The sequence below is a fragment of the Arthrobacter sp. Soil_C_60 genome, assembly GCF_057656375.1.
Genome location: NZ_JBDGKM010000008.1, coordinates 101,281 through 127,307 on the forward strand (window position 1 = coordinate 101,281; position 26,027 = coordinate 127,307).

The following is a 26,027-nucleotide window of genomic DNA, read 5'->3' on the forward strand; positions in this document are numbered from 1 at the left end:
CTGGCACAATGCTACGTGCTGCCGACGACACTTTGCCCGTTCCCCGAAGCAAGATCACGTTTCGGCCCCAGCCATTGGTTACTCCATTCGATGGAGGTAGCATCGAGCCATCGTGCGCATCAGGCTTCGCTGCCCTTGAGATCGTGACCGGCATCCAGCCTGCGGATCAAAGGAGAACCATGCGTGGCACCAGGAGCACCTCCGTCAAATCATCGCTGTCACTGATTGCAGCCGGCCTGCTGGTGCTGACCGGCTGTTCGGCCGGCGGCGGGGGAGGGGATGCGGGCGCTGGCGACGAGGCCACGCTGCGCATTGTGTACCAGAAGTCGGGTGAAGGTTCGCCGCTGGACACATTGATGCAGGGCGTCAAGACCCAGTTCGAAGCCGGGAACGAAAACGTCACTGTCCAACTGGAGCCGGTCGAGGGCAGCGACGAGGATTACGCCACCCGGCTGGCGCTCTCGCAGCGCTCGCCGGATACCGCGCCGGACGTGTTCTATGAAGATACGTTCAAGGTGCGCTCCGACGTCGACGCCGGGTACCTGCTCAACCTTGATCCCTATCTCGCAGAATGGCCGGACTGGGAACGCTTCAACGAAGGCGCCAAAGCGGCGGGCGTGGCCGACGACGGCGCCACTTACGCAGTCCCGCTCGGCACCGACACCCGGGTGATCTGGTACAACAAGAACGTCCTGGAAGCCGCAGGGGTGGAGGTGCCCTGGGCACCGAAGACCTGGGATGACATCCTGGCGGCCGCACGCCAGATCAAGGAGTCCCAGCCGGACGTTGTCCCCTTCAATATGTACGCAGGCACGGGCACCGGCGAGGGCACCGTCATGCAGAGTTTCTACGAACTGCTGTACGGCACGGACAGCCGGCTCTACAACGAGGACCAGCAGAAATGGGTGGTCGGTTCACAAGGCTTTGTGGATTCGCTGGCCTTCCTGAAGACGCTCTACGACGAGGAACTCGCGCTGACCCCGGCCCAGGCGCTGGATCCGAACATCTGGCAGGCTGTCTTCGGCGAGTATCTGCCCCAGGACAGGATGGGCGCTGTGGTCGAGGGCTCCTACTCGCCGAGTTTCTGGCAGGAGGGAGGCATGTTTGAATGGGCCGACTCCGGTGACGTGATGGGCGTGGCGCCGTTCCCCACGCAGAACGGCCAGGAGCCCGGCGCGGTCAGCATGTCCGGCGGCTGGACACTGGCCATCGGAGCCAGCTCCCAGAACCCGGACCTGGCTTTCGAGTTCCTCAAGACGGCGATGAGCCAGGAAAACCTGCTGAAGTACACGGTCGACAACTCGCAGATCGCCGTCCGTTCGGATATCGCCGAAGACCCAACCTATCTGGAGTCGAACCCGTTCGTGGCCGACGTCTCCGAGGTTGTGGACGTGACGCATTACCGCCCCGCCACCAGCGACTACCCGGAAATCTCGACGGCGGCGCAGCAGGCGACGGAAGCCGTCATCACCGGGGAGCGCAGTCCGGAGGAGGCCGCGGCGGACTATGACGCCGCCGTGCGGGACATCGTCGGAGCTGACAACGTCGTCGAAGAGTGACCACATGACCGCCCGGGCCGAGCTCCGGCCGGGCAACGGACCGGGGCACGGGAACAGCGGCAGGACCGGTGCGCTGTGGCTGAAGTTGCTGCCTCTGGCCCCGGCGATTGCACTGCTGGGGATTTTCCTGGCCGGGCCGATCATCTTCTCCGTCTACGGGTCCTTCACCAATGCCGCGCTGACGGGCAAAAATGCCAAGGACCCGCAGTTCATCGGGGTCGAAAACTATGCGGACCTGTTCCGCGACCCGAACTTTCCGCAGTCCCTGTGGCTGACCGTGCTGTTTGTGTTCGCCTCGGCCATTGTGGGGCAGAACCTGCTCGGGCTGGGAACAGCGTTACTGATGAACAAGGCAACCAAGGCGGTTGCCGCCGTCGTCGGGGTCTGTGTGGTGGCGGCGTGGGTGCTGCCGGAAATCGTGGCCGCCTTCGTGGCCTACGCGTTCTTCTTCCGCGAAGGCACCCTCAACCAATTGACGGCCACCGTCGGGATCGCGCCGGTGGACTGGCTCTTCGAACATCCCATGCTGGCAATCATTCTGGCCAACATCTGGCGGGGAACCGCGTTCTCCATGATGGTCTACCAGGCGGCGCTGAACGATGTGCCGCAGGAAATCAGCGAGTCCGCGATGATCGACGGCGCCGGCGGGGCGCTGCGGCTCTGGTACATCACGCTGCCGATGATCCGGCGCAGCATCGCCACGAACCTGATGCTGATCACCCTGCAGACCCTGGCGGTTTTCACCCTGATCTACGTGATGACCGCCGGCGGTCCGTCCCGGCGCAGTGCCACGCTGCCGGTCATGGCCTACGAGGAAGCCTTCCGGTACAGCAACATCGGCTACGGCACGGCAATCGCCGTCGTGATGATCCTGATCGGCGCAGTGTTCTCCGTGGCGTACATCCGTCTGCTGAAGGAGAAGTGAGCGATGTCCCCGACACCAGCAACAACGCCGGCTCCGGCAACCGCGGCCGCCGCTTCGCCGGCCCCTGGCCCGGGACGGGAGCGGCGTCCGCGTTCCGGCTTGTCCGTTTCCTCCGCCCGCAGGTCCGCGTCGAAGACGCTGGCCAATGCGGTGCTGATCCTGCTGGGGCTGTGTTTCCTGATCCCGCTGAGCTGGCTGGTGCTGGCGTCGCTGGATCCCGAGGCAGGCTACACCACCGAGCTGCCGAAGGCCTTCACGTTGGATAACTTCGCGGCGGTGCTGACTCCGGAACTGGCGTTTGTGCCGCTGCTGAACAGCCTGCTGCTGTCGGCCGGGGCCGCCGCCCTCACTGTGGTTGCGGCCGTGCTGGCGGCGTACCCGCTGTCCCGGTACCAGTTGCGCTTCAACAAACCGTTCCTTTATACGGTGCTGTTCGGCACGTGCCTGCCGATTACCGCCATCATGGTTCCGGTCTACGGCCTGTTTGTGCAGCTGAATCTGCTGGACTCGTTGCCGGCCACCACGTTTTTTATGGCCGCGACATTCCTGCCGATGGCCATCTGGATGACCAAGAACTTCATGGATTCGGTCCCCATCAGCCTGGAGGAGGCCGCCTGGATGGACGGCGCGTCCTCGATGAAAGCGCTGGCCCATGTGGTGGTGCCGCTGATGCGACCGGGACTGGCCGTGGTCTTCATTTTCGTCTTCATCCAGGCCTGGGGAAATTTCTTTGTGCCGTTCATCCTGCTGCTGTCCTCCGGCAAGCAGCCAGCCGCCGTAAGCATCTTCCGCTTCTTCGGCCAGTATGGCACCGTGGCGTACGGACAGCTTGCCGCCTTTTCCATCCTTTATTCGATTCCGGTGATCCTGCTTTACGTGCTGGTCGCGCGCGGCATCGGCGGCTCGTTCGCCATGGCCGGTGCGATGAAGGGGTAGTTCGTCGCAATAGTCCTTAAGGAGTGTTTATGCACGACAACCGGTTACTGGTCGAGGCACGGATCCAGCGGTTCATGACGGAGCGGCTCGCAGCACAACTCTACCGGGAGGCTGTACCGCTGCGGGTCGAGGCATGGGCCTGCCCGGACGAGCCGGTTCCCTGCACGGAGGCGATGCTGCAGCAGTTCGAGCCCTTTGCCGTGGGCCGGCCCTGGGGGTTGCCATGGGGGACCACCTGGTTCCGGTTCACCGGCGAGGTTCCCGCGGATTGGACCGCAAAGTACGACGGCGGCACCCGCCTCCGCGGGGAAGGTTCCGTTGGGCTGCCCGTAGGGGAGGGCGAGGGCGCCGCGCGGCTGGAGGCCGTAATCGACCTCGGCTGCACCTCCCTGCTGCCCGGCTTCCAGGCCGAAGGGATGGCCTATCGCCCGGACGGCAGCATCATCAAAGGCATTGAACCGCTGAACATGTATGTCCCGCTGGCTCCTGGAGCTGATGGCAGGATCGAGTTTTATGTGGAGGCGGCGTCGAACCCCAACGTCGCGGACGGATTCCTCTTCGCGCCCACGCCGCTGGGGGACAAGGCCACCGCCGGCAGCGAGCCGCAGAATGTGCTGGCCCGGGCGGACCTGGAACTGCTGGATATGCAGGTGTGGGAACTGACGCAGGACTTCCGGACGCTGGACGGGCTGATGCGCGAGCTGCCCGAGGACCTGCCGCGCCGGCATGAGATCCTGCGTGCACTGGAACGGGCCCTCAATGCCGCCGATCCGCAGGACCTCGCCTCGACGGCCCCGGCAGCGAGGGCCTGCCTGGCCGAAGTGCTTCAGGCCCCGGCGTATGCCAGCGCGCACCGGATCCATGCCGTCGGCCATGCCCACATCGACAGCGCCTGGCTCTGGCCCGTACGTGAGACTGTACGCAAAGTGGCCCGGACATTTTCCAACGTGCTGGACCTGATCGAGGAGCACCCGGATTTCGTCTTCACCGCTTCGTCGGCCCAGCAGTACGCGTGGCTGAAGGAGCACTATCCGGAACTGTTCGAGCGGGTGGCCGCAGCCGTGCGCGGCGGCCGCTTTGTGCCCGCCGGCGGCATGTGGGTGGAACCGGACACCAACATGGCCGGCGGGGAGGCTTTGGCGCGGCAGTTCGTTGCCGGCAAGCGTTTCTTCCTGGAGAACTTCGGGGTGGAGCCGCTGGACGTGTGGCTGCCGGATTCCTTCGGCTACTCCGGCGCGCTGCCGCAGATCGTCAAGGCCGCCGGTTCCCGCTGGTTCCTGACGCAGAAGATCTCCTGGAACGACACCAACCGCTTCCCGCACCACACGTTCCAGTGGGAAGGGATCGACGGCACGCGGATCTTCACGCACTTCCCCCCTGCGGATACCTACAGCTCGGACATCTCCGCGGCACAGCTGGCCCATGCCCAACGGAATTACCGCGAAATGGGCCCGGCCAACACCTCGCTGCTGCCCTTCGGCTGGGGCGACGGCGGCGGCGGGCCCACCCGCGAGATGCTCGCGGCGGCCTACCGAACGGCAGATCTCGAGGGTTCGCCGCGGGTGCAGATCTCCGGCCCGGAAACGTTCTTCCGCGCGGCCGAGGCGGAGTATCCGGAGCCGCCGGTCTTTTCGGGCGAGCTGTACCTGGAGTTCCACCGCGGCACCTATACTTCGCAGGCGCGGACCAAGCGTGGCAACCGGCGCAGCGAGCATCTGCTGCGCGAGGCCGAGCTCTGGGCCACCACCGCGGCCATCCGCAAAGGTACGCCGTACCCCTATGACGAGCTGGAGCGCGCCTGGCAGACGGTGCTGTTGCAGCAGTTCCACGACATCCTGCCCGGCTCATCGATCGCCTGGGTCCATCAGGAGGCCGAGCGCAACTACGCGCAGGTGGCCGAAACGCTGGAAAGACTGATCGCGGAGGCCCTCGCCGCCGTCGTCAATCGGGACAGCGGCCGGCTCAGCGTCAATGCCGGTCCCTATCCGATAGCCGGGGTGCCCGGGCTGGGCGGCGGTGCGCCCAGAAAACCTGTGCCGGTCAGGCTGGAACATGGCGAGGGCGGGTGGACCCTGCGCAGTGAAGTGCTGGAACTGATTATTGACGACGCCGGACTGCTCACCTCGCTGCTGGACCGCGGGGCTGGACGGCAACTGGTCCCGGCCGGGCTGGCGGGCAACCTGTTCCAGGTCTTCCGCGACACGCCCAACCAGTGGGATGCGTGGGACCTCGACGAGCACTACAAGGCGACGGTGGCAGAGCTGCGCAAGGCGGACTTTGTGGAACCGCTGGAGACGGACGGGACGCCCGGGCTGCGGATCCGCCATTCCTTCGGGAACTCCGTCCTGACCGAGCAGATCCGGCTGAGCCAGGACGGAAGCGCCGTCGAACTTGAAATTGAGGTGGACTGGCACGAGCAACAGAAACTTCTCAAGCTGGGGTTCCCGCTGGACGTGCACGCGGACCGCGCCGCCTCGGAAATCCAGTTCGGACACATCTACCGGCCCACCCACAGCAACACATCCTGGGACGCCGCCCGCTTTGAAACGGTGGCTCACCGCTGGATCCACGTCGCAGAGCCCGGCTACGGCGTGGCCCTGGCCAATGACGCCACCTACGGTTACGACATCGGCCGCGCCGCGCTCGCCGACGGTGCCGGCACGTACACTTCCGTCCGGGCGTCGCTGCTGCGCGCGCCGCTGTTCCCGGATCCGGGGGCGGACCAAGGGCGGCATTCCTTCCGCTTCTCGCTGCGGCCGAACGCCGGGATACCCGAAGCCGTGGCGGAGGGGTATCGGCTGAACCTCCCGCTGCGCACCACCGGCGAAACAGGGGCCGGCGCGGAAGCGAACGGCGGCCGGGATGTGGGTACCGAAGCACGGGGGGCCGATACCGGTGCCCATACCGATGCCGGCAGCAGCGGGCTGGAGCCGCTGTTCGCCGTCGATAATCCCGCCGTGGTCATCGAAGCGGTCAAGCTGGCCGAAGACCGCAGCGGCGATGTGGTGATCCGCTTGTACGAGGCGCACGGCGCCCGGGCCGAAGCAGTACTGCAGCCCGACTTTGATTACGACGGCGTGGCCGCCACTGACCTGCTGGAGCGCGAGGTTCCGGCGGGCTGGCTCAATGACGTGGGCTCCGGAGCCCGGTTGCGGCTCAGACCCTTCCAGCTGGCTACCCTCCGGTTTCGCCGCTAGAGGCTTTCACCACCGGTCTCTTCCGGGTTTTCGGCCGGCATCGAGACGGAAGATTCCGGCACCCACATCACGTCGCCATGTTCGGCGTTGGCCCCGCGCGCCATCACGAACAACAGGCCGGAGAGGCGGTTCATGTAGCGGGCGCACTCCACGTTAACCGTGTCCGGGTGTTCTTCGACGGCACGCCAGACGGCAACTTCGGCGCGCCGGACAACGGAGCGGGACTGGTACAAGTGTGCTCCGGCCAAGGTTCCGCCGGGCAGGAGCATGCCGCTCAGGTCACCGGCTCTCTGCTCGAAATGCTCAATGGCGCGCTCGATCCGCTCAGTATGGCCGGGAATGATCCGGGCCATGGCCGGCGTGGGACTGTTGGTCGGAATGCTGAGATCCGTGGCCAGGTCGAACAGGTCATTCTGCACGCTGACCAGCGTTGCTACCAGATGCGGCGGCAGGGTGCCTCCGGCCAGCGTCACGGCGATTGAGGCGTTCGCCGCATCGCACTCCACGTACGCGACGACCCTCACATCCGTCTTGGGAATCGTGCCATGTCCGCCGAAGTCCGTTTGGCCGGAGTCGCCGCTGTGCGTGTAGCCTAGCTCGTTCATGGCTGCAACTATACTAACGATAGATTCCGGGGCAGAAGTGGCAAGCGTTGAACAGGGCTTAGTCCCGTTGCAGCAAGGCAGAACAACACGGACCAGCGAGGGTTTCCATGCGTGAACATCAAGCGGGTAAATCACCGGAAGCGCAATTGGGTGATGCGGTCTCCGACACTCCGGCCCATGGATGGGCCGGCATAGACAAAACTGTTTTCGGCGTCTCCTTGGTGATCGTCGTCGCCGTCTGTATTCTCGGCATCTTTTTCACAGAGGCCATAGACGAGGCTGCTGGCGCGGCCCTCGGCTGGATCACCAGTACCTTCGGCTGGCTCTTCATCCTGGCCGCCACCGGATTCGTTGCCTTTTCCCTGGTCCTTGCATTCGGGCGGTACGGCAACATCCCGCTCGCCCGGGAAGGGGAGGGACCGGAGTTTTCGACGCTTTCCTGGATCGCCATGATGTTCAGCGCAGGCATGGGCATTGGCCTGATGTTCTTCGGCGTCTACGAACCGGTCACACACCTCGCCTCGCCTCCGCCGTTTGTGGGCGCGGAAGGGGGCAGCGACGCCGCCGCAAGCGAGGCCATGGCCTACACCTTGTTCCACTGGGGACTGCATCCATGGGCCATCTACTCCGTGGTGGGCCTCGCACTGGCCTATTCCACCTACAGGATGGGCCGCGGCAACCTGATGAGCTCGCCGTTCCACTCCCTGCTGGGCAAAGAGCGGATCGAGAAGGGCTGGGGTAAGCCGATCGACATCCTCGCCATCATCTGCACGAAGTTCGGTTCGGCCACCTCGCTGGGGCTGGGTGCCTTGCAGATTGCCGCGGGACTGACCTTGCTGAGGACGGGCGAGTTCGACGACAACCCAGGCGCCGCGCTGCCCATCCTCATTATCTGTGTCCTGACGGTAGGCGTGGTCTTCTCTGCCGCCAGTGGGGTGTCCAGGGGCATCAAGTGGCTGAGCAACACCAACATGATCCTGGCCGCTGTCCTGCTGGTATTCGTTTTCGTCGTCGGGCCTACGGTGTTCATCCTCGACCTGCTACCGAACTCCATCGGTACCTATCTGTCCAGCCTCATGTCGATGAGCTTCCACTCTGCGGTCTTCGGCGGCGGGGATTGGCTGGCAAGCTGGACCATCTTCTACTGGGCCTGGTGGATTTCGTGGACGCCGTTCGTGGGCACCTTCATCGCCCGGATCTCGCGTGGCCGCACCATCAAGGAATTTGTCCTCGGCGTGCTGCTGGTTCCCACTGCAGTCAGCATCATCTGGTTCACCATCTTCGGCGGTGCTGGCATCAACGCCCAGCTGGGCGGGCTGGACATAGCCGGGACCGGCAGCGAGGCGGCGGGATTCTTTGCGCTGCTGCAGCAGTACCCGTTCTTTACGGGAGCTGCGATTGTGGTCATGGTGTTGACGGCCGTCTTCTTCGTTAGTGGCGCCGACGCGGGCTCACTAGTGCTTGGCACCTTGTCCTCGCGGGGCAAGAAGGAACCCTGGAAACCGCTGGTCATCATGTGGGCGATCCTTACCGGCGCGGTGGCGGCTGTCCTGCTGTTTGTCGGCGGGCTGGGCGCGCTGCAAACGTTCACCATTTTGGCGGCGACTCCGTTTGTGCTGATCATCATGGGCCTCTGCGTCGCCCTCTACGCTGATCTTCGGAAGGATCCGTTGCGGCAACGCCGGATGGGGCCGGTCCGGGGCGCAACTGCCGTACCGACCACGGTTCCCTTTGGCCAACCCGTAGAAACCGGCTCCATCGATATCGTTGACAGCCCAACGAAAAGGGAACCAGACGACAAGTAACGGCTGCCTCAACATTGCGACTACCGCGGGTGCAGCGGCGGGGAGCCGGTAACGCCCTGGCCGGCAGCAAGTCCGTCAAGCACCGACTGTAGCGCTTCGATGGAACTGTACCGCGGGGTCCAGCCGAGCTCGGTTCTGACCCGGTCCGTCTTCATGATGGGAGCATTCCGGGCCATGTCGATCCAGCCGGGGTCCGACGCCTGCAGGCGCACGGCCCAGGAGAGGCCGACGGCGGCACGGATCAGTCCCACCGGGACGTTCAGCACCCTCCGGGCGCCGAGCATTCCGCCGAGCAGTTCGGACGTAAACACCGGATCCGCCGCGACATTGAACGCGCCGCCTGCGCGCTGGTCAACCACCCGCCAGTAGGCATCGGCGATATCGTCGGCATGGACCACCTGGAATTTGAACGCCTGGGGGATGGGCAGCAGCGGAATCCGGAGCTTGTTCAGGAAGAACTTGGGGATCAGCGGGCCGAGGAAGTAGCGCCCAATCTGGGCGCCGGCGTCGTGCTGGAAAATGAGGCCGGGCCGCAGCCGCGCCACCAGCATTTCCAGGTGCCGCCGCTCGAATTCGTCCAGCAGCAGCTCCTGCTCGCCCTTGAAACGGCTGTAGTGCGAGGAGGCTATGCCGCGCGCCGGCCAGCTTTCGTCCACGGGCCGGTTTTTGTTCGCGGGGCTGTAGGCGCCGACCGACGAGGCGCAGACAAAGTGCCGCACTCCAGCCTCCGCCGCCGCCGCCAATGCGTTCGCGGTGCCGTGCACGTTGATCCGGCGCATGAAGGGCTCGTCATGGTTGGGCTGGAGCACCCAGGCCAAATGGACGACGGCGTCGCAACCGTTGAGTGCCTCGGCCAGCCGTTCGCGCGCCGCATCTCCAGCGACATCGACGGAATGCCAGGTGACGCCGTCGTACGGTTCCCGGGGCATCTCCGGCAGACGGCGGGCGATCCCGACGATCTCCAGCGCGTCATGGTCCTCCGCTTTCGCCCGCTGCATGCGGCGCAACAGCGCGGTTCCCACGTTTCCGGTAGCTCCGATCACGGCGACTCGCATGGCGGCCCTCCTCTGGAATCAGATGCCCTTACCCTACGCGGCGCGCGACCGGCGCAACAGAGCCGCGGCCAAGTTCGCGCCGCCTAAGTTACCAGCGGGTAGCATGTGGGTCATGCATCTGCTTTTGCGCACCCTTTTCCATTTGTTCCGCTCCCGCCGCCGGCCGAAACTCGGCATCTGGGACACCTCCTCGCTGCCGCTGCGTGTGCTGCCCGCCGACGTGGACATGGCCCTGCACATCAACAACGGGATGTATTTCTCGCTGATGGATCTGGGCCGGTTCGACCTGATGGTCCGCAGCGGAATGTGGGCCGTGATGCGCCGCAACGGCTGGAACCCGATCGTCGGCGGGGAGACCATCAGCTTCCGCAAGCCGCTGAACCTCGGCGCCAAATACACCATCGAATCGAAGATCATCGGGTTCGACGAGCGGGCCATCTTCTTCGAGCAGCGGATGGTCAGCGGCGGCGAAATCTACGCCCGCGCCTACATCTGCGCCCGCCTGGTCTCCAAACACGGCCCGGTGAGCAACGAAGAGATCTTCGCCGAGACGGGCCAGCCGCCGGCGGAACTGGTCCTGCCCGAGTGGATCCACGAGTGGCGGCTGAACAACTCGCTGCCCAGCACGCGCCGCCCCGCGCCGCACGCCTGGCTCAAGTAAAGACCACTAACGACGACGACGGGGCGCCGCTGGATTCGCGGGCGTTATTCCTTGGCGTGCTGGGCGCGGAGCACGAACCGCTGCAGCTTGCCGCTGGGGGTTTTCGGCAGTTCGTCGACGAAGTGGACCGTCCGCGGGTAGGCGTGCGCGGCGTACTGCTGCTTGACCAGCTGCTGCAGCTCGGCCTCCAGTTCATCCGAGGCCCGCGCAGGATCCCGGAGCACCACATAAGCCTCCAGCCGTTCGCCCCGGAGCTCGTCCGGCACCCCGATCACGGCGCTCTCCTGCACCAGCGGATGCGTGGCGAGGACGGACTCAACCTCGAACGGGCCGATCCGGTAGCCGGCCATGATGATCACGTCGTCGTCGCGCGAGGAGAAATAGGTGTAGCCGTCCTCGTCCAACTGCCCGGTGTCCCCGGTGTAGTACCAGCGGCCGTCGGCGCTGAATCGCCCGGCGGTTTTGGCCGGATCGTTGGTGTAGCCGTTGAACCAGAACAACGGGCTGGCGGGAACATCCAGCGCCACTCGCCCCTTCACACCGGGAGCCGCGGCCTCGTCCGAGTCCATCTCCAGCACGGTGCTGGTGTAGCCGGGCATGGCAAAGCCCATGGACCCCGGCCGGACTTCGCGAGCGGCCGATTCCTCCCAGCAGTTGATGATGCACATGCCCATTTCGGTCTGCCCGTAGTGGTCACGGACCGCCGCACCGAGATACTTCGCGGACCAGGCAATGGTGTCCGCATCCAGGGGTTCGCCGGCACTTGAGGCGCGGCGGACGGCGAGCCCGTCGATGCCTTCGGGGCGTGCGGCGCGCATGGACCGGAAGATGGTGGGTGCGGCGGCGAAGTTGGTGACCTTGAAGTCCCGCAGGATCTGCCAGCAGAGTTCCGGATCGAAGCCGCTGCGCAGCAGGAGGTTGCGCCGGCCGGCATAAAGCGGCGCCAGCAGCCCGTAGTACAACCCGTAGGCCCAGCCCGGATCGGCCACGTTCCAGAAGACATCGTCCTCGCGCACGTCCAGCCCGTAACACAGGTAAGCGTGGAATGCCTCCAGAGCCTTGACCGGAACCGGGACGCCCTTGGGCTCGCCCGTGGTCCCGGACGTGAAGATCTCCACCAGTGGGTCATCGAGCGAGCGTTCGACGGCGGGGAAGCCCGTGCCCTGCGCGTCGAGCAACGCGCTGAGGTGCGCCGCGCCGCCGTCGTTATTTGCTGTTGCGGGATCGGCGCCGGCGACGATCACCTGCAATCCGAGCTTGTCCCGCAGTCCATTGAGCTTCTGCAACTGGGCTGCATCGGCGACGACGACGGCGGCGCCGCTGCGGGCCAGCCGTACCTCGATGGCAGGCGTGGCGAACGCGGTGAAAAGCGGAACGTGCACGGCGCCCAGCCGCCAGAGGCCCAGGAGCACCGCGACCAGATCCGCGCTCTTGCCCATCAGCGTCGCCACCCGGTCTCCCGGCTTCACGCCCAGGGCGGCGAAGGCAGCCGCGGCCTGCTCCGAACGGTCCTTCAGCCAGCCGTAGCTCAGGTCCGTCGAGCTCAAATCCGGTTCGATCACGGTGAAGGCGGTGTCGGCCGCGGGGTGCCGGTCGCAGAGCAGTTCGGCTGGTTTCACCGGTTCGGTCAACTGGGGCACTGCGGCGGGCTCTGGCATGAAGGACTCCGTTCGGAACGACTTTGGCGTGATCGGGCTCAAGGCGGGTGGGTTACCCGGTTTGCTCCATGCTAGCGACTCCGCCTGTCCGTTTGTGACCGCAGCCACAGCGCTGGCTCAACCCAAGCCACCTGGTAGGCGCCCTACGGGGCGATTCCAACAACGACGGCGGTGCCTGCCTTGGCAGTGCGCCGACTTGGCGCCGTTACTACGCCTTTGGCCGGGGTACGGCGGCAAGGTGCTCTGGGCGTACCAGCACGGTTTGTGACTTGTAGTCGGGATGTTTGTGCAGCCACTTCTTGATGTAGGGGCATACCGGGATGATCGGTAGGCCTGCTTTGCTGGTGTCGTCCAGCGCGTAGCGAGCCAACTGGGAGGCCAGGCCCTGTCCGGCGTAGGCGTCGTCGACAACGGTGTGGTAAAAAATCCGCTGCGCTCCGTCCGTCGCCTCATAAGGAACCCAGAGGGCCTTGCCGATGACGGCGTCGCCGTCCAGGAGTTCGTAACGCCGGCGGTCGGGATTGTTCCGGATGGTGATGGTGCGCCGTTGCTCCACATTGCCTCCTGCAGCGCTTGTCAGGGATCGAGGCCGGGTCAGCCGCCATTTTCTATCCCGTACAGGCATTGGCCCTTACGCTACGCGGGCGCAGCCTGCCCGACCAGTGCCAGGACCATGCCCAGCTTCCCCCGACAATGCAGTCCCATTGCCGTGCTATGTCGGGAAGGGCGGGAAACAACGACGGCGGCGACTGCCTTAGCAGGGCCCCGCATCGCGGGTGGCGGCTAGGCGAAGAAGGCCAGCAAGGGTCCGGCCTGCTCCCACAGCAGAACGCCGCCCAGGACGATCATGATGGTGCCGCTGGCCAAGGTGACCCGGCCGGCGGCGGCAGGACGGGAGGCGAGTAACTTCCTGGCAGCCAAGGCGACCAGGGTGTAAACGAGGGCGGCAGCCGCGACAAAGGACAGGCCTAGGATGCCGGACTGGATGGATGCGGGCAGGGACGCCTGCGGGCTGACGAACTGCGGTACCAGCGCCACATAAAGCAGCAGGCCCTTGGGGTTAATGCCGCTGGTCCCCATCCCGCGGAAAAATGTTGCCACCCGGCCTTTGGTGCTGGGCGGGTTGTCCGCCCCTCCGCTGCTGAAACTGGCGGCGCGCCAACTCCGCGCCGTGCTGATTCCCAGCCAGACGAGATAGACGGCGCCGGCTACCGTCAGCCAACCAAGGAGGGATGGCTGGCTGGCGATGAGGGCAGCGAGTCCGGCGGCGACCAGCAGGGTGTGCAGAACATAGCCGCTGCACAGCCCGGCAACTGCCGGGGCGAAACTGCGCTGGCCCAGGCCTGCCGCAATCGAATAGGCCCAGTCGGCTCCCGGGGTGCAGGCCAGCGTAAAGGCGACAATGGCGAAGCCGAAAAACAGCTGCTGATCCATGGGGAACTCCTGCTCGAAGCGGTGGCTGATTAACTGGAATAACCGTATGAAAAATCCGGTGAGAAGTGCTTACCTTTTTATTGCCGAACTGCAGGTCTGGAGTAAGATTCTTGCGTGGTTGACAAGATTGATAGAAGTATTTTGCGCAGCCTCCAGCAGGATGGGCGAAGGACTGCCACTGCGCTCGCCAGTGACATCGGACTGACCGTCGCGCCCTGCCACCGCAGGCTGCGCGAGCTGGAGTCCTCCGGCGTGATCCGCGGCTACCGGGCGGACATCGAGCGGTCCGCCGTCGGCCTGGGTTTTGAGGCCATCGTGTTTGTCACCTTGCGCCAAGTGGACCGTGCCACCTTGGCGGAGTTCGAACGCCAGGTCATTGCCAATACGCACATCATTGAAGCGGAGCGGCTCTTCGGCGACATCGACTACCTGCTCAAGGTGGTTGCGGCGGATCTGTCTGCCTACCAGCACTTCTATGATGAAGAGCTCTCCGCGCTGCCTGCGGTGGAGCAACTGACCTCCACCATCGTCATGAAGAACCTCAAGGCCGGTGCGGGACTGCCGCTCTGACGGACACCGTTGGCGGGGGAGGGCGGATGGGTAGCCCGGAAAGTCCTTGTGCTAGCTATAAAGCTCGGTCAGCAGTTTGACGATGGCACCTGTCTCGCCCGACGGGCGGGATTTCGGCCAAGCTGCATAGACCGGCAGCGCGGGGGCGTCCCGTACCAGGCGATAGGTCAGCCCCGGTCTGCGGTACTGGTGCATGGTGGCTTCGGCAGTGATGCCGCGGGCTTGGCCGCTGCTGATGACCGTCAGCCAGTCATCGATGTTGCCGATGCTGATGGTGGATTGGGGCCGCCCTTCTGCCGGCCACAGTTCAATGTTCGTGCTGCCCGTGCGGAGGTCGAGCGCAACGGTGCCCTCGGCGACCTGGGCCAGGGTCACACTCCGGCGTGAAACCAACGGGTCATCCGAAGCCATCGCGCAATAGCGCTTTTCGAAGCCGATGCGCGTCATATCGAAGGCTTCGGGATCGGGCTCCCGCCGGAGAATGGCCAAGTCTGCTACCCCTTCGGCCAGACCCGCGGTGGCGGCATTGGTGCGAATGAGTTGGAGTTCCGTATCAGGATGGGCGGTCGCCCACCTGCGTTGAAACTCCACGGTGTGCTTTCCAAGGGCGGACCAGGCATACCCCAGCCGGACTACCGCTTTCTCCGACCGCGCGTCCCGTTCCAAGCCGTCGAGGACCAGGAGGAGGCGGCGGGCGTGGATCAGCGTCCTCTCGCCAGCCGGAGACAGTTGGAGCGACCGCGTTGTGCGGTCGACAAGCCGGACGCCGAGCTCGGCTTCAAGGCTGGCCAAATTGCGGGAGATGGAAGCCTGCGAGACGCCAAGTTCGATGGCTGCATCGGTAAAGCTGCCCGTTTCGGCGATGGCAACCAAACAGCGCAAGTGACGGATCTCAACATTCATGCGCTCAGTGTATAAGTCGCACGGTCGATGCATTTCTTGAACTGTTGCTTGACGGGAACGATGGCCATATGAAGGCAAACGGCAGCACGAAGAAGCGCGGGTGGGCAGGCGTGCTCACCCTGCTCGGAAGCACATTGTCGAACCAGACTGGAGCCGCTGTCGCTTCCCTCGGCTTTCCGCTGATCGGCCCGGTGGGAGTTGTTGCGGTGCGCCAGTTTGTCGCCGCTGCGCTGTTGCTACCGACCGTCAGGCCGCGCCTGCGCAATTTCACGCGCCATCAGTGGTGGCCAGTCCTGCTACTGGCTCTGGTTTTTGCCACGATGAACCTCAGCCTGTATTCCGCCATTGAGCGTATTGGACTAGGCCTGGCCGTTACGCTCGAATTCCTCGGCCCGCTCGCCGTTGCGCTCTTCAGCTCCCGGAAGGTCGGCACAGCAATCGCCGGCCTTTTTGCGGGGGCCGGCGTTGTGATCATTAGCTGGCCGGAGCCCTCGACCGACTACCTTGGCATCGGTCTCGCGCTCGTTGCCGCGTGCAGTTGGGCATCGTACATTTTGCTAAACCGCTCTATTGGAAACCGCATTCCAGGGATCGAAGGAACCGCGGCCGCGACGGGAGTCTCGGCGATGCTGTTCGTGCCGGTGGGCATCATCCTCTTCCTGAACAATCCGCCGAGCTTCTTCGCCATTGCCTGCGCAGCGACTGCCGGCGTCATGGCATCCGCGGTGCCCTACGTAGCCGACCTCATCGCCTTGCGTCACGTATCCACCCACGTCTTCGGACTGCTGATGAGCGTGAACCCGGTCTTCGCCGCGGTAATCGGGATGCTCATGTTGGGCCAGGCATTCGGGGCAACCGAGTGGCTCGGCACCGTGCTGATCGTCTGTGCCAACGTAAGTGTCCTGCTGCTCGGTGGCCCTGATAAAAATGATCCGGCTCCCGCGCAAGCATCGACTGGGATCCATATCCGGGCTTAAACTGCTGCGATTAAGCAGTTCCGAAGGAGGCAGACGGGATGACTGCAGCAGAAGATGCCGAGGACTATCTGCGCCGGTACCACCCGGAGCAGGCAGAACTTGCCCTGTGGGTCCGCTCCATTCTGCTCGACGCCGAACCGGACCTTGAGCAGCGGGTGTACCGCGGGTGGCAGGCTGTTGGTTTTCATGATGCCGAGGCGGGCTATGTGTGCGCCTTGTTCCCCAGTCCCGAGCGTCTCCTGCTGACCTTCGAGCACGGAGCTGCGCTTTCCGACCCCCAGGGTGTGCTGATCGGCAACGGCAAACAGGTACGTTCAATGCCGGTCACCGACAGCGACGAGCGGACCGCTGAGGTGATCCGGCTGCTGCTTGGGAAGGCCATTGTTCACGGCATAGCAATACGCGCGTAGCCTGAAATCATGAACTCTACGTTGGTTCGGCCCCGCAGTGGCAAGATGATCGCCGGCGTTTGCGCCGCGCTCGCCGCCCGGTTCGGAATTCCAAAGCTGCTTGTACGGATCGGGTTCGTGATCTTTGGCCTGGTGGGCATCGGCGAAATCGTGTACATCCTGCTGTGGATCATGATTCCCAAAGCGCCCTGAGCCGCTCCCAAGTGCAGCCGCAGAAATAAGCTGAGCACCGCCGTCGTTGTCCATGGTGTACCCGGGCAACCATGCCCGGAAATGCGCGTCTGACGAAAGGCTGGCTTACCAGTGACTGTTCCTCTCTCCATCCTCGATCTGGCAACCATCGGCAAGGGCGAGACGGTGCGGGACAGCCTCGAGGGCAGCGTCGCCCTCGCGCAGCGGGCTGAAGAGCTGGGCTACCGCCGCGTCTGGTACGCCGAGCACCACAACATGTCCTCGATCGCGTCCTCGGCGACCAGCGTGCTGATTGCCCATGTTGCCGCGCACACGGAGAGCATCAGGCTTGGCGCCGGCGGCATCATGCTGCCCAACCACGCGCCGCTGACCATCGCCGAGCAGTTCGGCACGCTGGAGACGCTGCATCCGGGGCGGATTGATCTTGGCCTGGGCCGCGCGCCGGGCAGCGACCAGAACACGATGCGCGCGATGCGCCGCGATCCGATGAGCGCCGAGAGCTTCCCGCAGGACGTACAGGAACTGCAGGGCTACCTGATCGGGCAGTCGCGCATTCCCGGCGTGGAGGCGACGCCGGGCAAGGGCACCAATGTGCCGCTGTACATTCTCGGGTCCTCCCTCTTCGGCGCCAAGCTGGCCGCCGCGCTGGGCCTGCCCTACTCCTTTGCCTCCCACTTCGCGCCGAACGCGCTGCGGGATGCGGTGGCTGCGTACCGCCGCGAATTCCAGCCCTCCGAGCAGCTGGCCGAGCCGTACGTGATCGCGGGCGTGAACGTTATCGCCGCCGATTCCAACGAAGATGCCCAGGCGCAGCTCCACATCACCAAGCGCTCCCGCGTCTCGCTGCTCTTCGGCCGCGACCGCACGTTCACCGACGAGGAAGCGGACATGATCCTCGAGTCCCCGCAGGGCCAGCACATCGAGCAAATGGTGAAGTACTCCGCGGTCGGCACGCCGGAAGCGGTCAAGGAGTACCTGGACGGCTTCGCCAAGCATGCCGACGCCGACGAACTGATTGTCGCGCACCAATCGCCGACGACGGCGCAGCGGCTCCGTTCGGTGGAGCTGACGGCCGAGGTCAGCGGTCTGGTTGCCGCTTAAGGCGACGAGGTGCCCTGGGTCGATTGGCATCGGCCCAGGGCACCTAATGATCACCGGTTTCTTATTTCCGTTTCACAGGGCCAGCATCGGCACCATGAGGGAGGTAAGGAACGGCACCAGTCGGTAGCTGACTCCTCAAGATCCTTCGGCAGCCAGTCGGTCAGCTTGAGCGCAGTGCCGGGGCTCGGGAAGGGCCGAGCGTCTTCATGGCGCAGATGCGCGTGGGTGAGCTATTGACAGCAGCGCGTGTCTTCGGTCACCATGGATCGTATACGATTTCAAATCCGAAACGTTCTCGCCCTTGGAAGAAACCCCTTGAACGAGGGGGGAAGGATCACGCCCGTGAGCAAGCACTTTGTCCCGGAGAACCTGCCCGACCACATCCAGCACTACATCGATGGCAAGTTTGTCGACTCCATCGGCGGCGAGACCTTCGAGGTCCTGGACCCGGTATCCAACCAGACCTACGCCACGGCCGCGTCCGGCCAGACGGAAGACGTGGACCTCGCCGTCGCGGCCGCCAAGCATGCCTTCAAGGAAGGCCCCTGGCCGAAGATGCTGCCCCGCGAACGCTCGCGAGTGCTGCACAAGATCGCCGATATCGTCGAATCGCGCGACGACGAACTCGCCTACCTCGAGAGCTACGACTCCGGCCTGCCGATCACCCAGGCCAAGGGCCAGGCCCGCCGCGCCGCCGAGAACTTCCGCTTCTTCGCCGACCTCATCGTCGGGCAGGAAGACAACGCGTTCAAGGTGCCCGGTCGCCAGATCAACTACGTGAACCGCAAGCCGATCGGCGTCGCCGCGCTCATCACGCCGTGGAACGTGCCTTTCATGCAGGAGTCGTGGAAACTCGCCCCGGCACTTGCGACTGGCAACACCGTCGTCATGAAGCCGGCCAGCTACACGCCGCTCTCCGCCGCGCTGTGGCCCGAGATCTTCCGCGAGGCAGGCGTGCCCGAGGGAGTCTTCAACCTGATCTTCGGTTCCGGCGGCGTCGCGGGCGACTACCTCGTGAAGCACCCGGATGTGCCGATCGTCTCGTTCACCGGTGACAGCTCGACCGGTGCCACCATCTCGACCGCGGCCGCCCCCCAGTTCAAGAGCCTCTCGCTCGAGCTTGGCGGCAAGAGCCCGGCTGTTGTCTTCGCCGACGCCGACATCGAAGCCGCCCTCGACGCCACTGTCTTCGGTGTGTTCAGTCTGAACGGCGAGCGTTGCACCGCCGGCAGCCGCGTGCTCGTGCAGCGGGACATCTACGACGACTTCGTGGCACGCTTCGCCGAGCGCGCGAAGAACATCGTGGTGGGTCTCCCGAGCGATCCCGGGACCGAGGTCGGCTCGCTCGTGCATCCCAACCACTTCGACAAGGTCATGAGCTACATCGAGATCGGCAAGTCCGAGGGCCGCCTCCTCGCCGGCGGCGGTCGTCCCGACGGCTTCCCCACGGGCAACTACGTCGCACCGACCGTGTTCGCCGACGTCGCCCCCGATGCCCGGATCTTCCAGGAGGAAATCTTCGGGCCTGTCGTCGCGATCACCCCCTTCGACACCGACGAAGAGGCGCTCGAGCTCGCCAACAACACCAAGTACGGCCTCGCAGCCTACGTCTGGACCACGAACTTGAAGCGCGCGCACAACTTCGCGCACGCCATCGAGTCGGGCATGGTGTGGCTGAACTCGAACAACGTGCGCGACCTGCGCACCCCGTTCGGCGGCGTCAAGGCCTCGGGCCTCGGACGCGAGGGCGGCTACCGCTCGGTCGACTTCTACACCACTCAGCAGTCGGTGCAGATCACCCTCAACGAGGCCCACTCGCCCAAGTTCGGCGTTGAGGCCAGCCGGGAAACCGGCGACGCCTAATTGCTTGTCCGGCTTGCTCCGGACGCTTGACCGGGGCTGACGCCGAGTCCAGACCTCCGTCGCTAGCATTAGCCCCCGAAGGGAGTGGGCCCAGGTCCATGCGCCCACTCCCTCACCAATCCAAAAATTCTAAGGAACCACCATGAGCAACGAAATTCCCAAGCCCAGCGTCCCTGCTCCGGACATTGTCCGCTGCGCGTACATGGATCTGGTCGTGACGGACCTGGCCAAGTCCCGCGAGTTCTACGTGGACGTCCTCGGCCTGCACGTGACCGAAGAGGACGAGAACACCATCTACCTGCGCTCCTTCGAGGAGTTCATCCACCACAACCTGGTGCTGCGCAAGGGCCCGGTCGCCGCCGTGGCATCGTTTGCCTACCGGGTGAAGTCCCCGGCCGAAGTGGACGCCGCCGAGGCGTACTACAAGGAACTCGGCTGCCGCACCGAGCGCCGCAAGGACGGCTTCTCCAAGGGCATCGGGGACTCCGTCCGCGTGGAGGACCCGCTGGGTTTCCCGTACGAGTTCTTCTACGACGTGGAGCACGTCGAGAGACTCACGCAGCGCTACGACCTCTACAGCGCCGGCGAACTGGTCCGCCTGGACCACTTCAACCAGGTCACCCCGGACGTACCCCGCGGGCGCAAGTACCTGGAGGACCTGGGCTTCCGCGTCTCCGAAGACATCAAGGATTCCGACGGCGTCACCTACGCGGCCTGGATGCACCGCAAGCAGACCGTCCACGACACCGCCCTCACCGGCGGCGACGGCCCGCGCATGCACCACGTTGCCTTCGCCACGCACGAAAAGCACAACATCATCCAGATCTGCGACAAGATGGGCGCCCTGCGCATCTCCGACCGGATCGAACGCGGCCCCGGCCGCCACGGCGTCTCCAACGCGTTCTACCTGTACATCCTGGATCCGGATGGCCACCGCATCGAGATCTACACCCAGGACTACTACACCGGAGACCCGGACAACCCCACCGTCACCTGGGACGTCCACGACAACCAGCGCCGCGACTGGTGGGGTAACCCGGTAGTGCCGTCCTGGTACACCGAGGCCTCCCTGGTCCTGGACCTGGACGGCAACCCCCAGCCGGTCATCCAGCGTACCGACGCCTCCGAAATGGCCGTGACCATCGGAGCCGACGGCTTCTCCTACACCCGCGAACCGGGCGAGGAACGCGGCTTCAAGGTCGGCGCCCAACTCTAGCCAAGCTGGAGCAAAGCCGTAGCAAAGAACGACGGTGGGGTGCGGCAGATTGCCGGGCTCCGCCGTCGTGCATTTAATAGCCCTATTGCCTGTGCGCTCCGGCTGGTCGGTGGGGACGAACAGACGTCATGGGGTTGCTGCGGGCGCGGGATGGACGACGGCTCTGCGGAGCGGGCACGCAGGGATGGCGAACCGGCAGGTGAGCGCGGCCAGGGCCAGCGCGGCGGCGGTGATGGCGAGGATGACGTTGGCCGGCGCCGGGAGTTCCTGGACAAGGACGAAGACGCCCATGGCCAGGACGAAGAGCCCGAAGCCCTTGCGCATGGCCGCTTCAGGAAGGCGGCCGGCGAGGGGGGAGCCGGCGACGGAGCCGACGATCGCGGCCGCGGTGACGGCGGCGACGAGGCCCCAATCGAGGCTGACTGTAGTGAGGTAGCCGCCGAGCCCGGCGAAGGATTTCAGGGCGATGACGACCAGCGAGGTGCCCACGGCGACGGGCATGGCGAGGCCTCCGAGGAGGGCGAGGGCCGGGACGACGAGGAAACCGCCGCCGGCGCCGACGAGTCCGGTGACCAGACCAACGACAAGGCCTTCGAGGACGACTTTGAGGACGGGCAGTTCGCTGTTGTTGGCGGCGGCGGTCTTTTTCCTTCGGCCGCGGATCATGGCGATGGAGGTGGCGACCATCATGAGGGCGAACGCGATCATGAGGATGGTGCCGGGGATGTGCCCGCCGAGCAGGCCTCCACCGAACGCCCCGGCCATGCCTGCGGCGCCGAAGATCAGGCCGGTGCGCCACTTCACCCGGCCTTTGCGGGCGTGGTCAACGGCGCTGAATGCCGAGGTGGCACCGACGACAAACAACGACGCCGCGATGGCTTCCTTGGGGTCGAGGCCTGCGACGTAGGTGAGGATGGGGACCGTGAGGATGGAGCCTCCGCCTCCGAGCAGGCCGAGGGAGAGCCCGATGACTACGGAGAGCAGCAGGGTGGCTGTGAGGGCAACGGTCATGTGGTCAGTCCTTCTGGGGCAGCGGGTCGGCGGGTTCCCGCCCGGGGTGGGGACCGGGCGGGAACCGGCTTAGGGGAGGGGGCAGGCCGAGGTGCGCGGCAGCTGCCGGATGGCGCTGTCGGCAGTGGGCTCGGCTGCCGCCTTGTTCCACGGCATTTTGGACAGGGCTTTGCCCATGGCGCAGGTGTTCGTCGCCGCAGAGAAGGTCAGGCCGGTGCCGATGGCACCGGCAATCAGGCGCAGCTTCGGGGAGACGAATTTGCCCGCTAGCAACCCGCCGACGACGAGGGTGCCGGCTGCCATGCGGACCTGGCGTTCGAGGTCCCAGCGCTGCGCGCCGCGGACGACGTCGCCGCCAACGGCAGCGAAGCCGGGCACGCCGCCGGTGAGCACGCGGGCCGCGCCGATTCCGGCGTTGTTCAAACGCTGGCGGGCCTGCTCGGCGCGGACGCCCGACTGGCAGACCAGGACAACGCGCGCCCCGAGGCGTTCGGCGAGTTCGTCGGTGTGCTCGGAAAGCAGCGGCAGCGGCACGTTGTAGGAGCCGCGGATGTGCATGGTCTCGAACTCGGCGGCGGAGCGGACGTCGATCACGGTCAGGTCCTGGTGCTTGCCCATCCATTCACGCAGCGTCGGCGCGTCGAGGGCGGTCACGGTCAAAGTTTCGGAAGCCAAAGGGGAGTTTCCTTTCAAGGGGTGGGTGTTTCGCCACAAGTCTGCCACATACCCCCGGGGGTATGCAATAAACCCCACGGGGTATAAAATGGAGGAAGGCTTTCACCTCGAGGAGAACATCATGCAGCTCGACAGCACCGAACTCACCCCGGTCATCAACCGGCTCAAGCGCGCCCAGGGCCAGCTGGCCGCCGTTACGCGGATGCTCGAGGAGGGCCGCGACTGCAAGGACGTGGTCACCCAGCTCGCCGCCGTCTCGAAGGCGCTGGACAAGGCAGGGTTCGCGATTATTTCCACCGGCCTGGAGCAGTGCCTGGCCAAGCAGGACAACTCCCTCGACAAGAAGGAACTGGAAAAACTCTTCCTCTCCCTGGCCTGACCTCGGCAGGCCTGAGAAGGCGACCCCGCGCGATCGAAACTGCGCGAGGTCGCCTTCTTATTTGTTGGCGTGCAATGGCTAGCGGGCCGGGATGTTCTCTCCGGTGTTCTGCCGGGCTTCCCATGCGGCGTAGCTGCCGTCGAGTTCGACGACGTGGTAGCCCGCGCGGCGCAGGGTGCTTGCGGCGACGGAGTTGCGGACCCCGCTCTGGCAATAGGTCACGATGGGGCCGTCGGCTGGAAGCTGGTCCAGGTTCCAGAGCACCCGGCCGGCGCTGAGCTGCTCGGAGCCGGGGATGTGCCCGGCGGCGTGCTCGCTCTTGTTCCGCACGTCCAGGACAAGGGCGGCGTCGAAACCGTCGAGTTCCTCTGGCTGGATCAGGGGCGGGACCACGATGGGCAGCCCGTCCAGGCTCGTTGTGTAGCCGGCAACATTGTCGATGCCCACGCGCACGAGATGGTCCCACATCTGCTGTGCTGCGTCCTGGTCGGAGGCGAGCAGGAGCAGCGGGCGGTCGTCGGTCTCCGGGTCATAGGCCCAGGCGCCGAAGCTGGCGGCCTTGTTCCCGGCCGGGATATTCAGGGCTCCAGCCACAGTTCCTTCATGGACCTGCGCGTTAGGGCGGGTATCGACAAAGGTCACCTTGTCGGCGACCAGGTCCGCAGCGACGGCCTGGTTGTCCAGTTCGGGCAGCGGGCCGCGTTTGCCCAGAACCTCCGGGCCGAGGCGGTTCTGGCGCTTCATCCGGCCGAAGTAGGCGTGCGCGTCGGGCTGGCCGTTGAGCAGTTCATCGATGAAGCCCTGCTCGTCGTTGGCTTCCAGATACTTGCCCCACCAGGCGTACAGCCGCTCATAGCCGACGGTCGTGGACGGGATGGCGCCGAGAGCCTTGCCGCAGGCACTGCCGGAACCGTGGCCCGGGTGCACCTGGACGTGGTCCGGCAACGCCAGGAACTTGGTCCGCAGGCTGGCGAAGAGCTGCTTCGCGCCCTCGAAGCGGGTGTCGATGCCGCCCGTGGCCTCATCCAGCAGGTCCGGGCGGCCCAGGTCGCCGGCGAAGACGAAGTCGCCGGAGAGCAGGTAGCCGGGCTGGTCGCTGAATGCCCCGTCGGTGACCAGGAACGAGAGGTGCTCGGGGGTGTGTCCGGGAGTGTGCAGGGCCCGGGCCGTGATGTTTCCGATCGAGATCGTGTCGCCGTCGTGCAGGCGTTCGGCGTCGAACCCGTACTGCCAGTCCGTCCCGCCTTCACCGGAAACGTAAATGCCGGCGCCGGTGGCCGCGGCCAGTTCGCGGGTCCCAGAGAGGTAGTCGGCATGGATATGCGTCTCGGCCACGGCCACAATCTTCATCCCGTTGGCCTTGGCCAGGTCCAGGTAAACCTCGATGTCGCGGCGGGCGTCGACCACCACGGCTTCACCCTTGCGCTGGCAGCCGATGAAGTAGCCGGCCTGGGCCAGGTCCTGGTCATAGATTCGCTCGAGCAGCATTTAGTCTCCTTGTCGTCGCTTCCTGAGGTACCCCCGGGGGTATCGCTTCAATGACAACCGTAATACCCATGGGGGTATAAGGCAAGCGCCGATCTCGTTGCTTCGTCTTACCCATGGGGGTATGCATGATGAGGGGTGCCGCACGTAAAGCGGCTACCTGCCGAAACATGATGGAGGGTCTTGAATGTGCCGGACGGCGACATGCCAAAAATGTGGAAAGGCGACGTGGGCAGGCTGCGGCAACCATGTTGATCAAGTGATGCGTAACGTTCCGCAGTCGCGCCGCTGCACCTGCGCTACCGGAGCCGGCTGGCAGGCCGGCGTCGGCTTCGGCTGGATCAGGGGAATTTTCGGCCGGCGACGCACCCGCCGTCGTTCTCAGTAATCCAGCGGTTCGCGGCCCAGCAGGGCGTCTTCGACGGCGGCCGTCCGGCGGCGCAGCGCCTCGGCTACGGCAGCGACGGCGGGCTGGCGCAGCGAGTCCGGACGCAGCACCATCCAATAAGGGAGTCGTTCCTGGAAGTCCTCGGGCAGCAGCCGGACCAGATCCGGGTGGCGGCCAGCCATGAAACAGGGCAGGAAGCCGATCCCGGCACCGGCCCGCGTGGCCTCGACGTGGACGAAAACGTTAGTGGAACTGAGCGAATCCAGCATGCCGGGAACGAGCCGCCGCGGCGCATCCAGATCATCAACCTGCAGCATCGAATCGACGAAGTACACCAGCCGGTGCTCGCTCAGTTCGGCGACGCTGGCGGGCGTGCCGAAGTCCTCCAGGTAGCGGCGCGAGGCATACATTCCCAGCATGTAGTGGCCCAGTCGGATGGCCTCGGCACGGTGCACCTGCGGTTCGCCGACCACCACCTCCAGGTCCAAGCCGGAGCGGTGCTGCAGCGCCCGTCGCGTGACGTTGACGATCTCCACGCTGAGGTTCGGGTGCTTCCGGCGTAGCTGAGCCACCGCCGGCGCGATGATGAACGCGCTGAAGCCATCGGTGGCGGAAATGCGTACGACGCCGGCGATCTGGTCCGCTTCCTCCTCGCCTTCGTGTATGGCAGCCACCGCGGTCTCCACGTCTTCGGCGGCCCGCATGGCCCGGCGGCCCAGGTCCGTCAGCTCCCAGCCGCCCACGGTGCGCGCAAGCGTCCGGCCGCCGAGGCTCTTCTCCAGCGCGGCGATCCGGCGCGAGACGGTGGTGTGGTTCAAACCCAGGCTCTCGGCCGCCGTCGTAAATCTTCCGGTCCGCGCCACGGCAAGCAGGATCAGCAGATCATGAGGGTTCGCGGCGGCGGTGCCGGGGGACTGGTGGTTCATATCTGCAATTGTGCACTTCATCTCTGCGCAACTGGTCATTGATGCACAGCATTGGCTGTGTCCATACTCGGTAGAGCCGTCCTGTGTGCTGGAACA

At 65.3% G+C, this 26,027-nt stretch carries 25 protein-coding genes; 15 read left to right on the plus strand and 10 right to left on the minus strand.

Annotated features, from left to right (window positions below; translation table 11 throughout):
- Positions 1-179: 179 nt before the first annotated feature.
- Genes AC3A4M_RS16135 through AC3A4M_RS16150 form a run of 4 tightly spaced genes read left to right on the plus strand, consistent with a single transcriptional unit; the run spans position 180 to position 6,617 of the window.
- On the plus strand, positions 180-1,559 hold the full coding sequence (locus AC3A4M_RS16135) for an extracellular solute-binding protein (protein ID WP_498736889.1): 1,380 nt from the start codon (positions 180-182) through the stop codon (positions 1,557-1,559).
- A 4-nt stretch (positions 1,560-1,563) separates the two neighbouring features.
- Positions 1,564-2,484, plus strand: a complete 921-nt coding sequence (locus AC3A4M_RS16140; protein ID WP_498736891.1) for a carbohydrate ABC transporter permease — start codon at positions 1,564-1,566, stop codon at positions 2,482-2,484.
- Between the two features lie 3 nt (positions 2,485-2,487).
- On the plus strand, positions 2,488-3,420 hold the full coding sequence (locus AC3A4M_RS16145) for a carbohydrate ABC transporter permease (protein WP_498736892.1): 933 nt from the start codon (positions 2,488-2,490) through the stop codon (positions 3,418-3,420).
- A 29-nt stretch (positions 3,421-3,449) separates the two neighbouring features.
- Positions 3,450-6,617, plus strand: a complete 3,168-nt coding sequence (locus AC3A4M_RS16150) for an alpha-mannosidase (protein ID WP_498736894.1) — start codon at positions 3,450-3,452, stop codon at positions 6,615-6,617.
- On the opposite strand, the gene AC3A4M_RS16155 is transcribed toward AC3A4M_RS16150, so the two are convergent.
- Positions 6,614-7,222, minus strand: coding sequence for a cob(I)yrinic acid a,c-diamide adenosyltransferase (locus AC3A4M_RS16155; protein ID WP_498736896.1), 609 nt, complete (start codon positions 7,220-7,222; stop codon positions 6,614-6,616). The two genes, AC3A4M_RS16150 and AC3A4M_RS16155, sit on opposite strands and share 4 nt — an antisense overlap.
- A 107-nt stretch (positions 7,223-7,329) precedes the next feature.
- Here AC3A4M_RS16155 and AC3A4M_RS16160 point away from each other — a divergent pair, with 107 nt between their 5' ends.
- On the plus strand, positions 7,330-9,027 hold the full coding sequence (locus tag AC3A4M_RS16160; protein ID WP_498736898.1) for a BCCT family transporter: 1,698 nt from the start codon (positions 7,330-7,332) through the stop codon (positions 9,025-9,027).
- Positions 9,028-9,047: 20 nt separating this feature from the next.
- Here the strand turns inward: AC3A4M_RS16160 and AC3A4M_RS16165 are convergent, their stop codons facing one another.
- The gene (locus AC3A4M_RS16165; protein ID WP_498736900.1) at positions 9,048-10,082 is read right to left on the minus strand and encodes an NAD-dependent epimerase/dehydratase family protein; all 1,035 of its coding nucleotides are present in this window, start codon (positions 10,080-10,082) and stop codon (positions 9,048-9,050) included.
- 112 nt (positions 10,083-10,194) lie between these two features.
- Between AC3A4M_RS16165 and AC3A4M_RS16170 the strand changes: the two genes are divergently transcribed.
- Positions 10,195-10,743 (plus strand): acyl-CoA thioesterase, encoded by a 549-nt coding sequence (locus AC3A4M_RS16170; RefSeq protein WP_498736902.1) that lies wholly within the window; start codon positions 10,195-10,197, stop codon positions 10,741-10,743.
- 44 nt (positions 10,744-10,787) lie between these two features.
- Here AC3A4M_RS16170 and AC3A4M_RS16175 read toward each other — a convergent pair whose 3' ends face one another.
- From AC3A4M_RS16175 to AC3A4M_RS16185, 3 genes are all read right to left on the minus strand, one after another.
- Complete coding sequence (locus tag AC3A4M_RS16175; RefSeq protein WP_498736904.1) at positions 10,788-12,401, minus strand: AMP-binding protein; 1,614 nt, start codon at positions 12,399-12,401, stop codon at positions 10,788-10,790.
- A 208-nt stretch (positions 12,402-12,609) separates the two neighbouring features.
- Complete coding sequence (locus AC3A4M_RS16180; RefSeq protein WP_498736905.1) at positions 12,610-12,957, minus strand: GNAT family N-acetyltransferase; 348 nt, start codon at positions 12,955-12,957, stop codon at positions 12,610-12,612.
- A gap of 227 nt (positions 12,958-13,184) precedes the next feature.
- Positions 13,185-13,835: a LysE family translocator gene (locus tag AC3A4M_RS16185; RefSeq protein WP_498736906.1), complete on the minus strand. Its 651-nt coding sequence runs from the start codon at positions 13,833-13,835 to the stop codon at positions 13,185-13,187.
- A 114-nt stretch (positions 13,836-13,949) separates the two neighbouring features.
- On the opposite strand from AC3A4M_RS16185, the gene AC3A4M_RS16190 reads away from it, so the two are divergent.
- The gene (locus AC3A4M_RS16190) at positions 13,950-14,405 is read left to right on the plus strand and encodes an Lrp/AsnC family transcriptional regulator (RefSeq protein ID WP_264671073.1); all 456 of its coding nucleotides are present in this window, start codon (positions 13,950-13,952) and stop codon (positions 14,403-14,405) included.
- A 51-nt stretch (positions 14,406-14,456) separates the two neighbouring features.
- On the opposite strand, the gene AC3A4M_RS16195 is transcribed toward AC3A4M_RS16190, so the two are convergent.
- A complete protein-coding gene (locus AC3A4M_RS16195) occupies positions 14,457-15,308 on the minus strand; it encodes a LysR family transcriptional regulator (protein WP_498736908.1) in 852 nt (283 codons plus the stop codon).
- Positions 15,309-15,418: 110 nt separating this feature from the next.
- Between AC3A4M_RS16195 and AC3A4M_RS16200 the strand changes: the two genes are divergently transcribed.
- The 6 genes from AC3A4M_RS16200 to hpaD all read left to right on the plus strand — a co-directional run bounded on the left by AC3A4M_RS16200 (position 15,419) and on the right by hpaD (position 21,067).
- Complete coding sequence (locus AC3A4M_RS16200) at positions 15,419-16,285, plus strand: EamA family transporter (protein ID WP_498736909.1); 867 nt, start codon at positions 15,419-15,421, stop codon at positions 16,283-16,285.
- A 38-nt stretch (positions 16,286-16,323) separates the two neighbouring features.
- The gene (locus AC3A4M_RS16205) at positions 16,324-16,695 is read left to right on the plus strand and encodes a hypothetical protein (RefSeq protein ID WP_498736911.1); all 372 of its coding nucleotides are present in this window, start codon (positions 16,324-16,326) and stop codon (positions 16,693-16,695) included.
- Between the two features lie 9 nt (positions 16,696-16,704).
- Positions 16,705-16,887, plus strand: coding sequence for a PspC domain-containing protein (locus tag AC3A4M_RS16210; protein ID WP_074700742.1), 183 nt, complete (start codon positions 16,705-16,707; stop codon positions 16,885-16,887).
- Between the two features lie 111 nt (positions 16,888-16,998).
- Positions 16,999-17,988, plus strand: a complete 990-nt coding sequence (locus AC3A4M_RS16215) for an LLM class flavin-dependent oxidoreductase (protein ID WP_498736912.1) — start codon at positions 16,999-17,001, stop codon at positions 17,986-17,988.
- 342 nt (positions 17,989-18,330) lie between these two features.
- Entirely contained in the window at positions 18,331-19,851 is a 1,521-nt protein-coding gene (gene hpaE / locus AC3A4M_RS16220; protein WP_169998178.1) for a 5-carboxymethyl-2-hydroxymuconate semialdehyde dehydrogenase, read from the plus strand.
- 142 nt (positions 19,852-19,993) lie between these two features.
- On the plus strand, positions 19,994-21,067 hold the full coding sequence (gene hpaD / locus AC3A4M_RS16225) for a 3,4-dihydroxyphenylacetate 2,3-dioxygenase (RefSeq protein ID WP_498729480.1): 1,074 nt from the start codon (positions 19,994-19,996) through the stop codon (positions 21,065-21,067).
- Between the two features lie 126 nt (positions 21,068-21,193).
- Here hpaD and AC3A4M_RS16230 read toward each other — a convergent pair whose 3' ends face one another.
- Positions 21,194-22,078: a sulfite exporter TauE/SafE family protein gene (locus AC3A4M_RS16230; RefSeq protein WP_498736914.1), complete on the minus strand. Its 885-nt coding sequence runs from the start codon at positions 22,076-22,078 to the stop codon at positions 21,194-21,196.
- A gap of 69 nt (positions 22,079-22,147) precedes the next feature.
- Positions 22,148-22,753, minus strand: coding sequence for a rhodanese-like domain-containing protein (locus AC3A4M_RS16235; RefSeq protein WP_498736915.1), 606 nt, complete (start codon positions 22,751-22,753; stop codon positions 22,148-22,150).
- 121 nt (positions 22,754-22,874) lie between these two features.
- On the opposite strand from AC3A4M_RS16235, the gene AC3A4M_RS16240 reads away from it, so the two are divergent.
- A complete protein-coding gene (locus AC3A4M_RS16240) occupies positions 22,875-23,132 on the plus strand; it encodes a metal-sensitive transcriptional regulator (RefSeq protein ID WP_264670963.1) in 258 nt (85 codons plus the stop codon).
- 78 nt (positions 23,133-23,210) lie between these two features.
- On the opposite strand, the gene AC3A4M_RS16245 is transcribed toward AC3A4M_RS16240, so the two are convergent.
- Positions 23,211-24,620, minus strand: coding sequence for an MBL fold metallo-hydrolase (locus AC3A4M_RS16245; RefSeq protein ID WP_498736916.1), 1,410 nt, complete (start codon positions 24,618-24,620; stop codon positions 23,211-23,213).
- Between the two features lie 184 nt (positions 24,621-24,804).
- On the opposite strand from AC3A4M_RS16245, the gene AC3A4M_RS16250 reads away from it, so the two are divergent.
- Positions 24,805-25,005: a DUF8730 family Cys-rich protein gene (locus AC3A4M_RS16250; protein ID WP_498736918.1), complete on the plus strand. Its 201-nt coding sequence runs from the start codon at positions 24,805-24,807 to the stop codon at positions 25,003-25,005.
- Here the strand turns inward: AC3A4M_RS16250 and AC3A4M_RS16255 are convergent.
- The gene (locus AC3A4M_RS16255; RefSeq protein ID WP_498736919.1) at positions 24,999-25,931 is read right to left on the minus strand and encodes a LysR family transcriptional regulator; all 933 of its coding nucleotides are present in this window, start codon (positions 25,929-25,931) and stop codon (positions 24,999-25,001) included. The two genes, AC3A4M_RS16250 and AC3A4M_RS16255, sit on opposite strands and share 7 nt — an antisense overlap.
- Positions 25,932-26,027 lie beyond the last annotated feature (96 nt).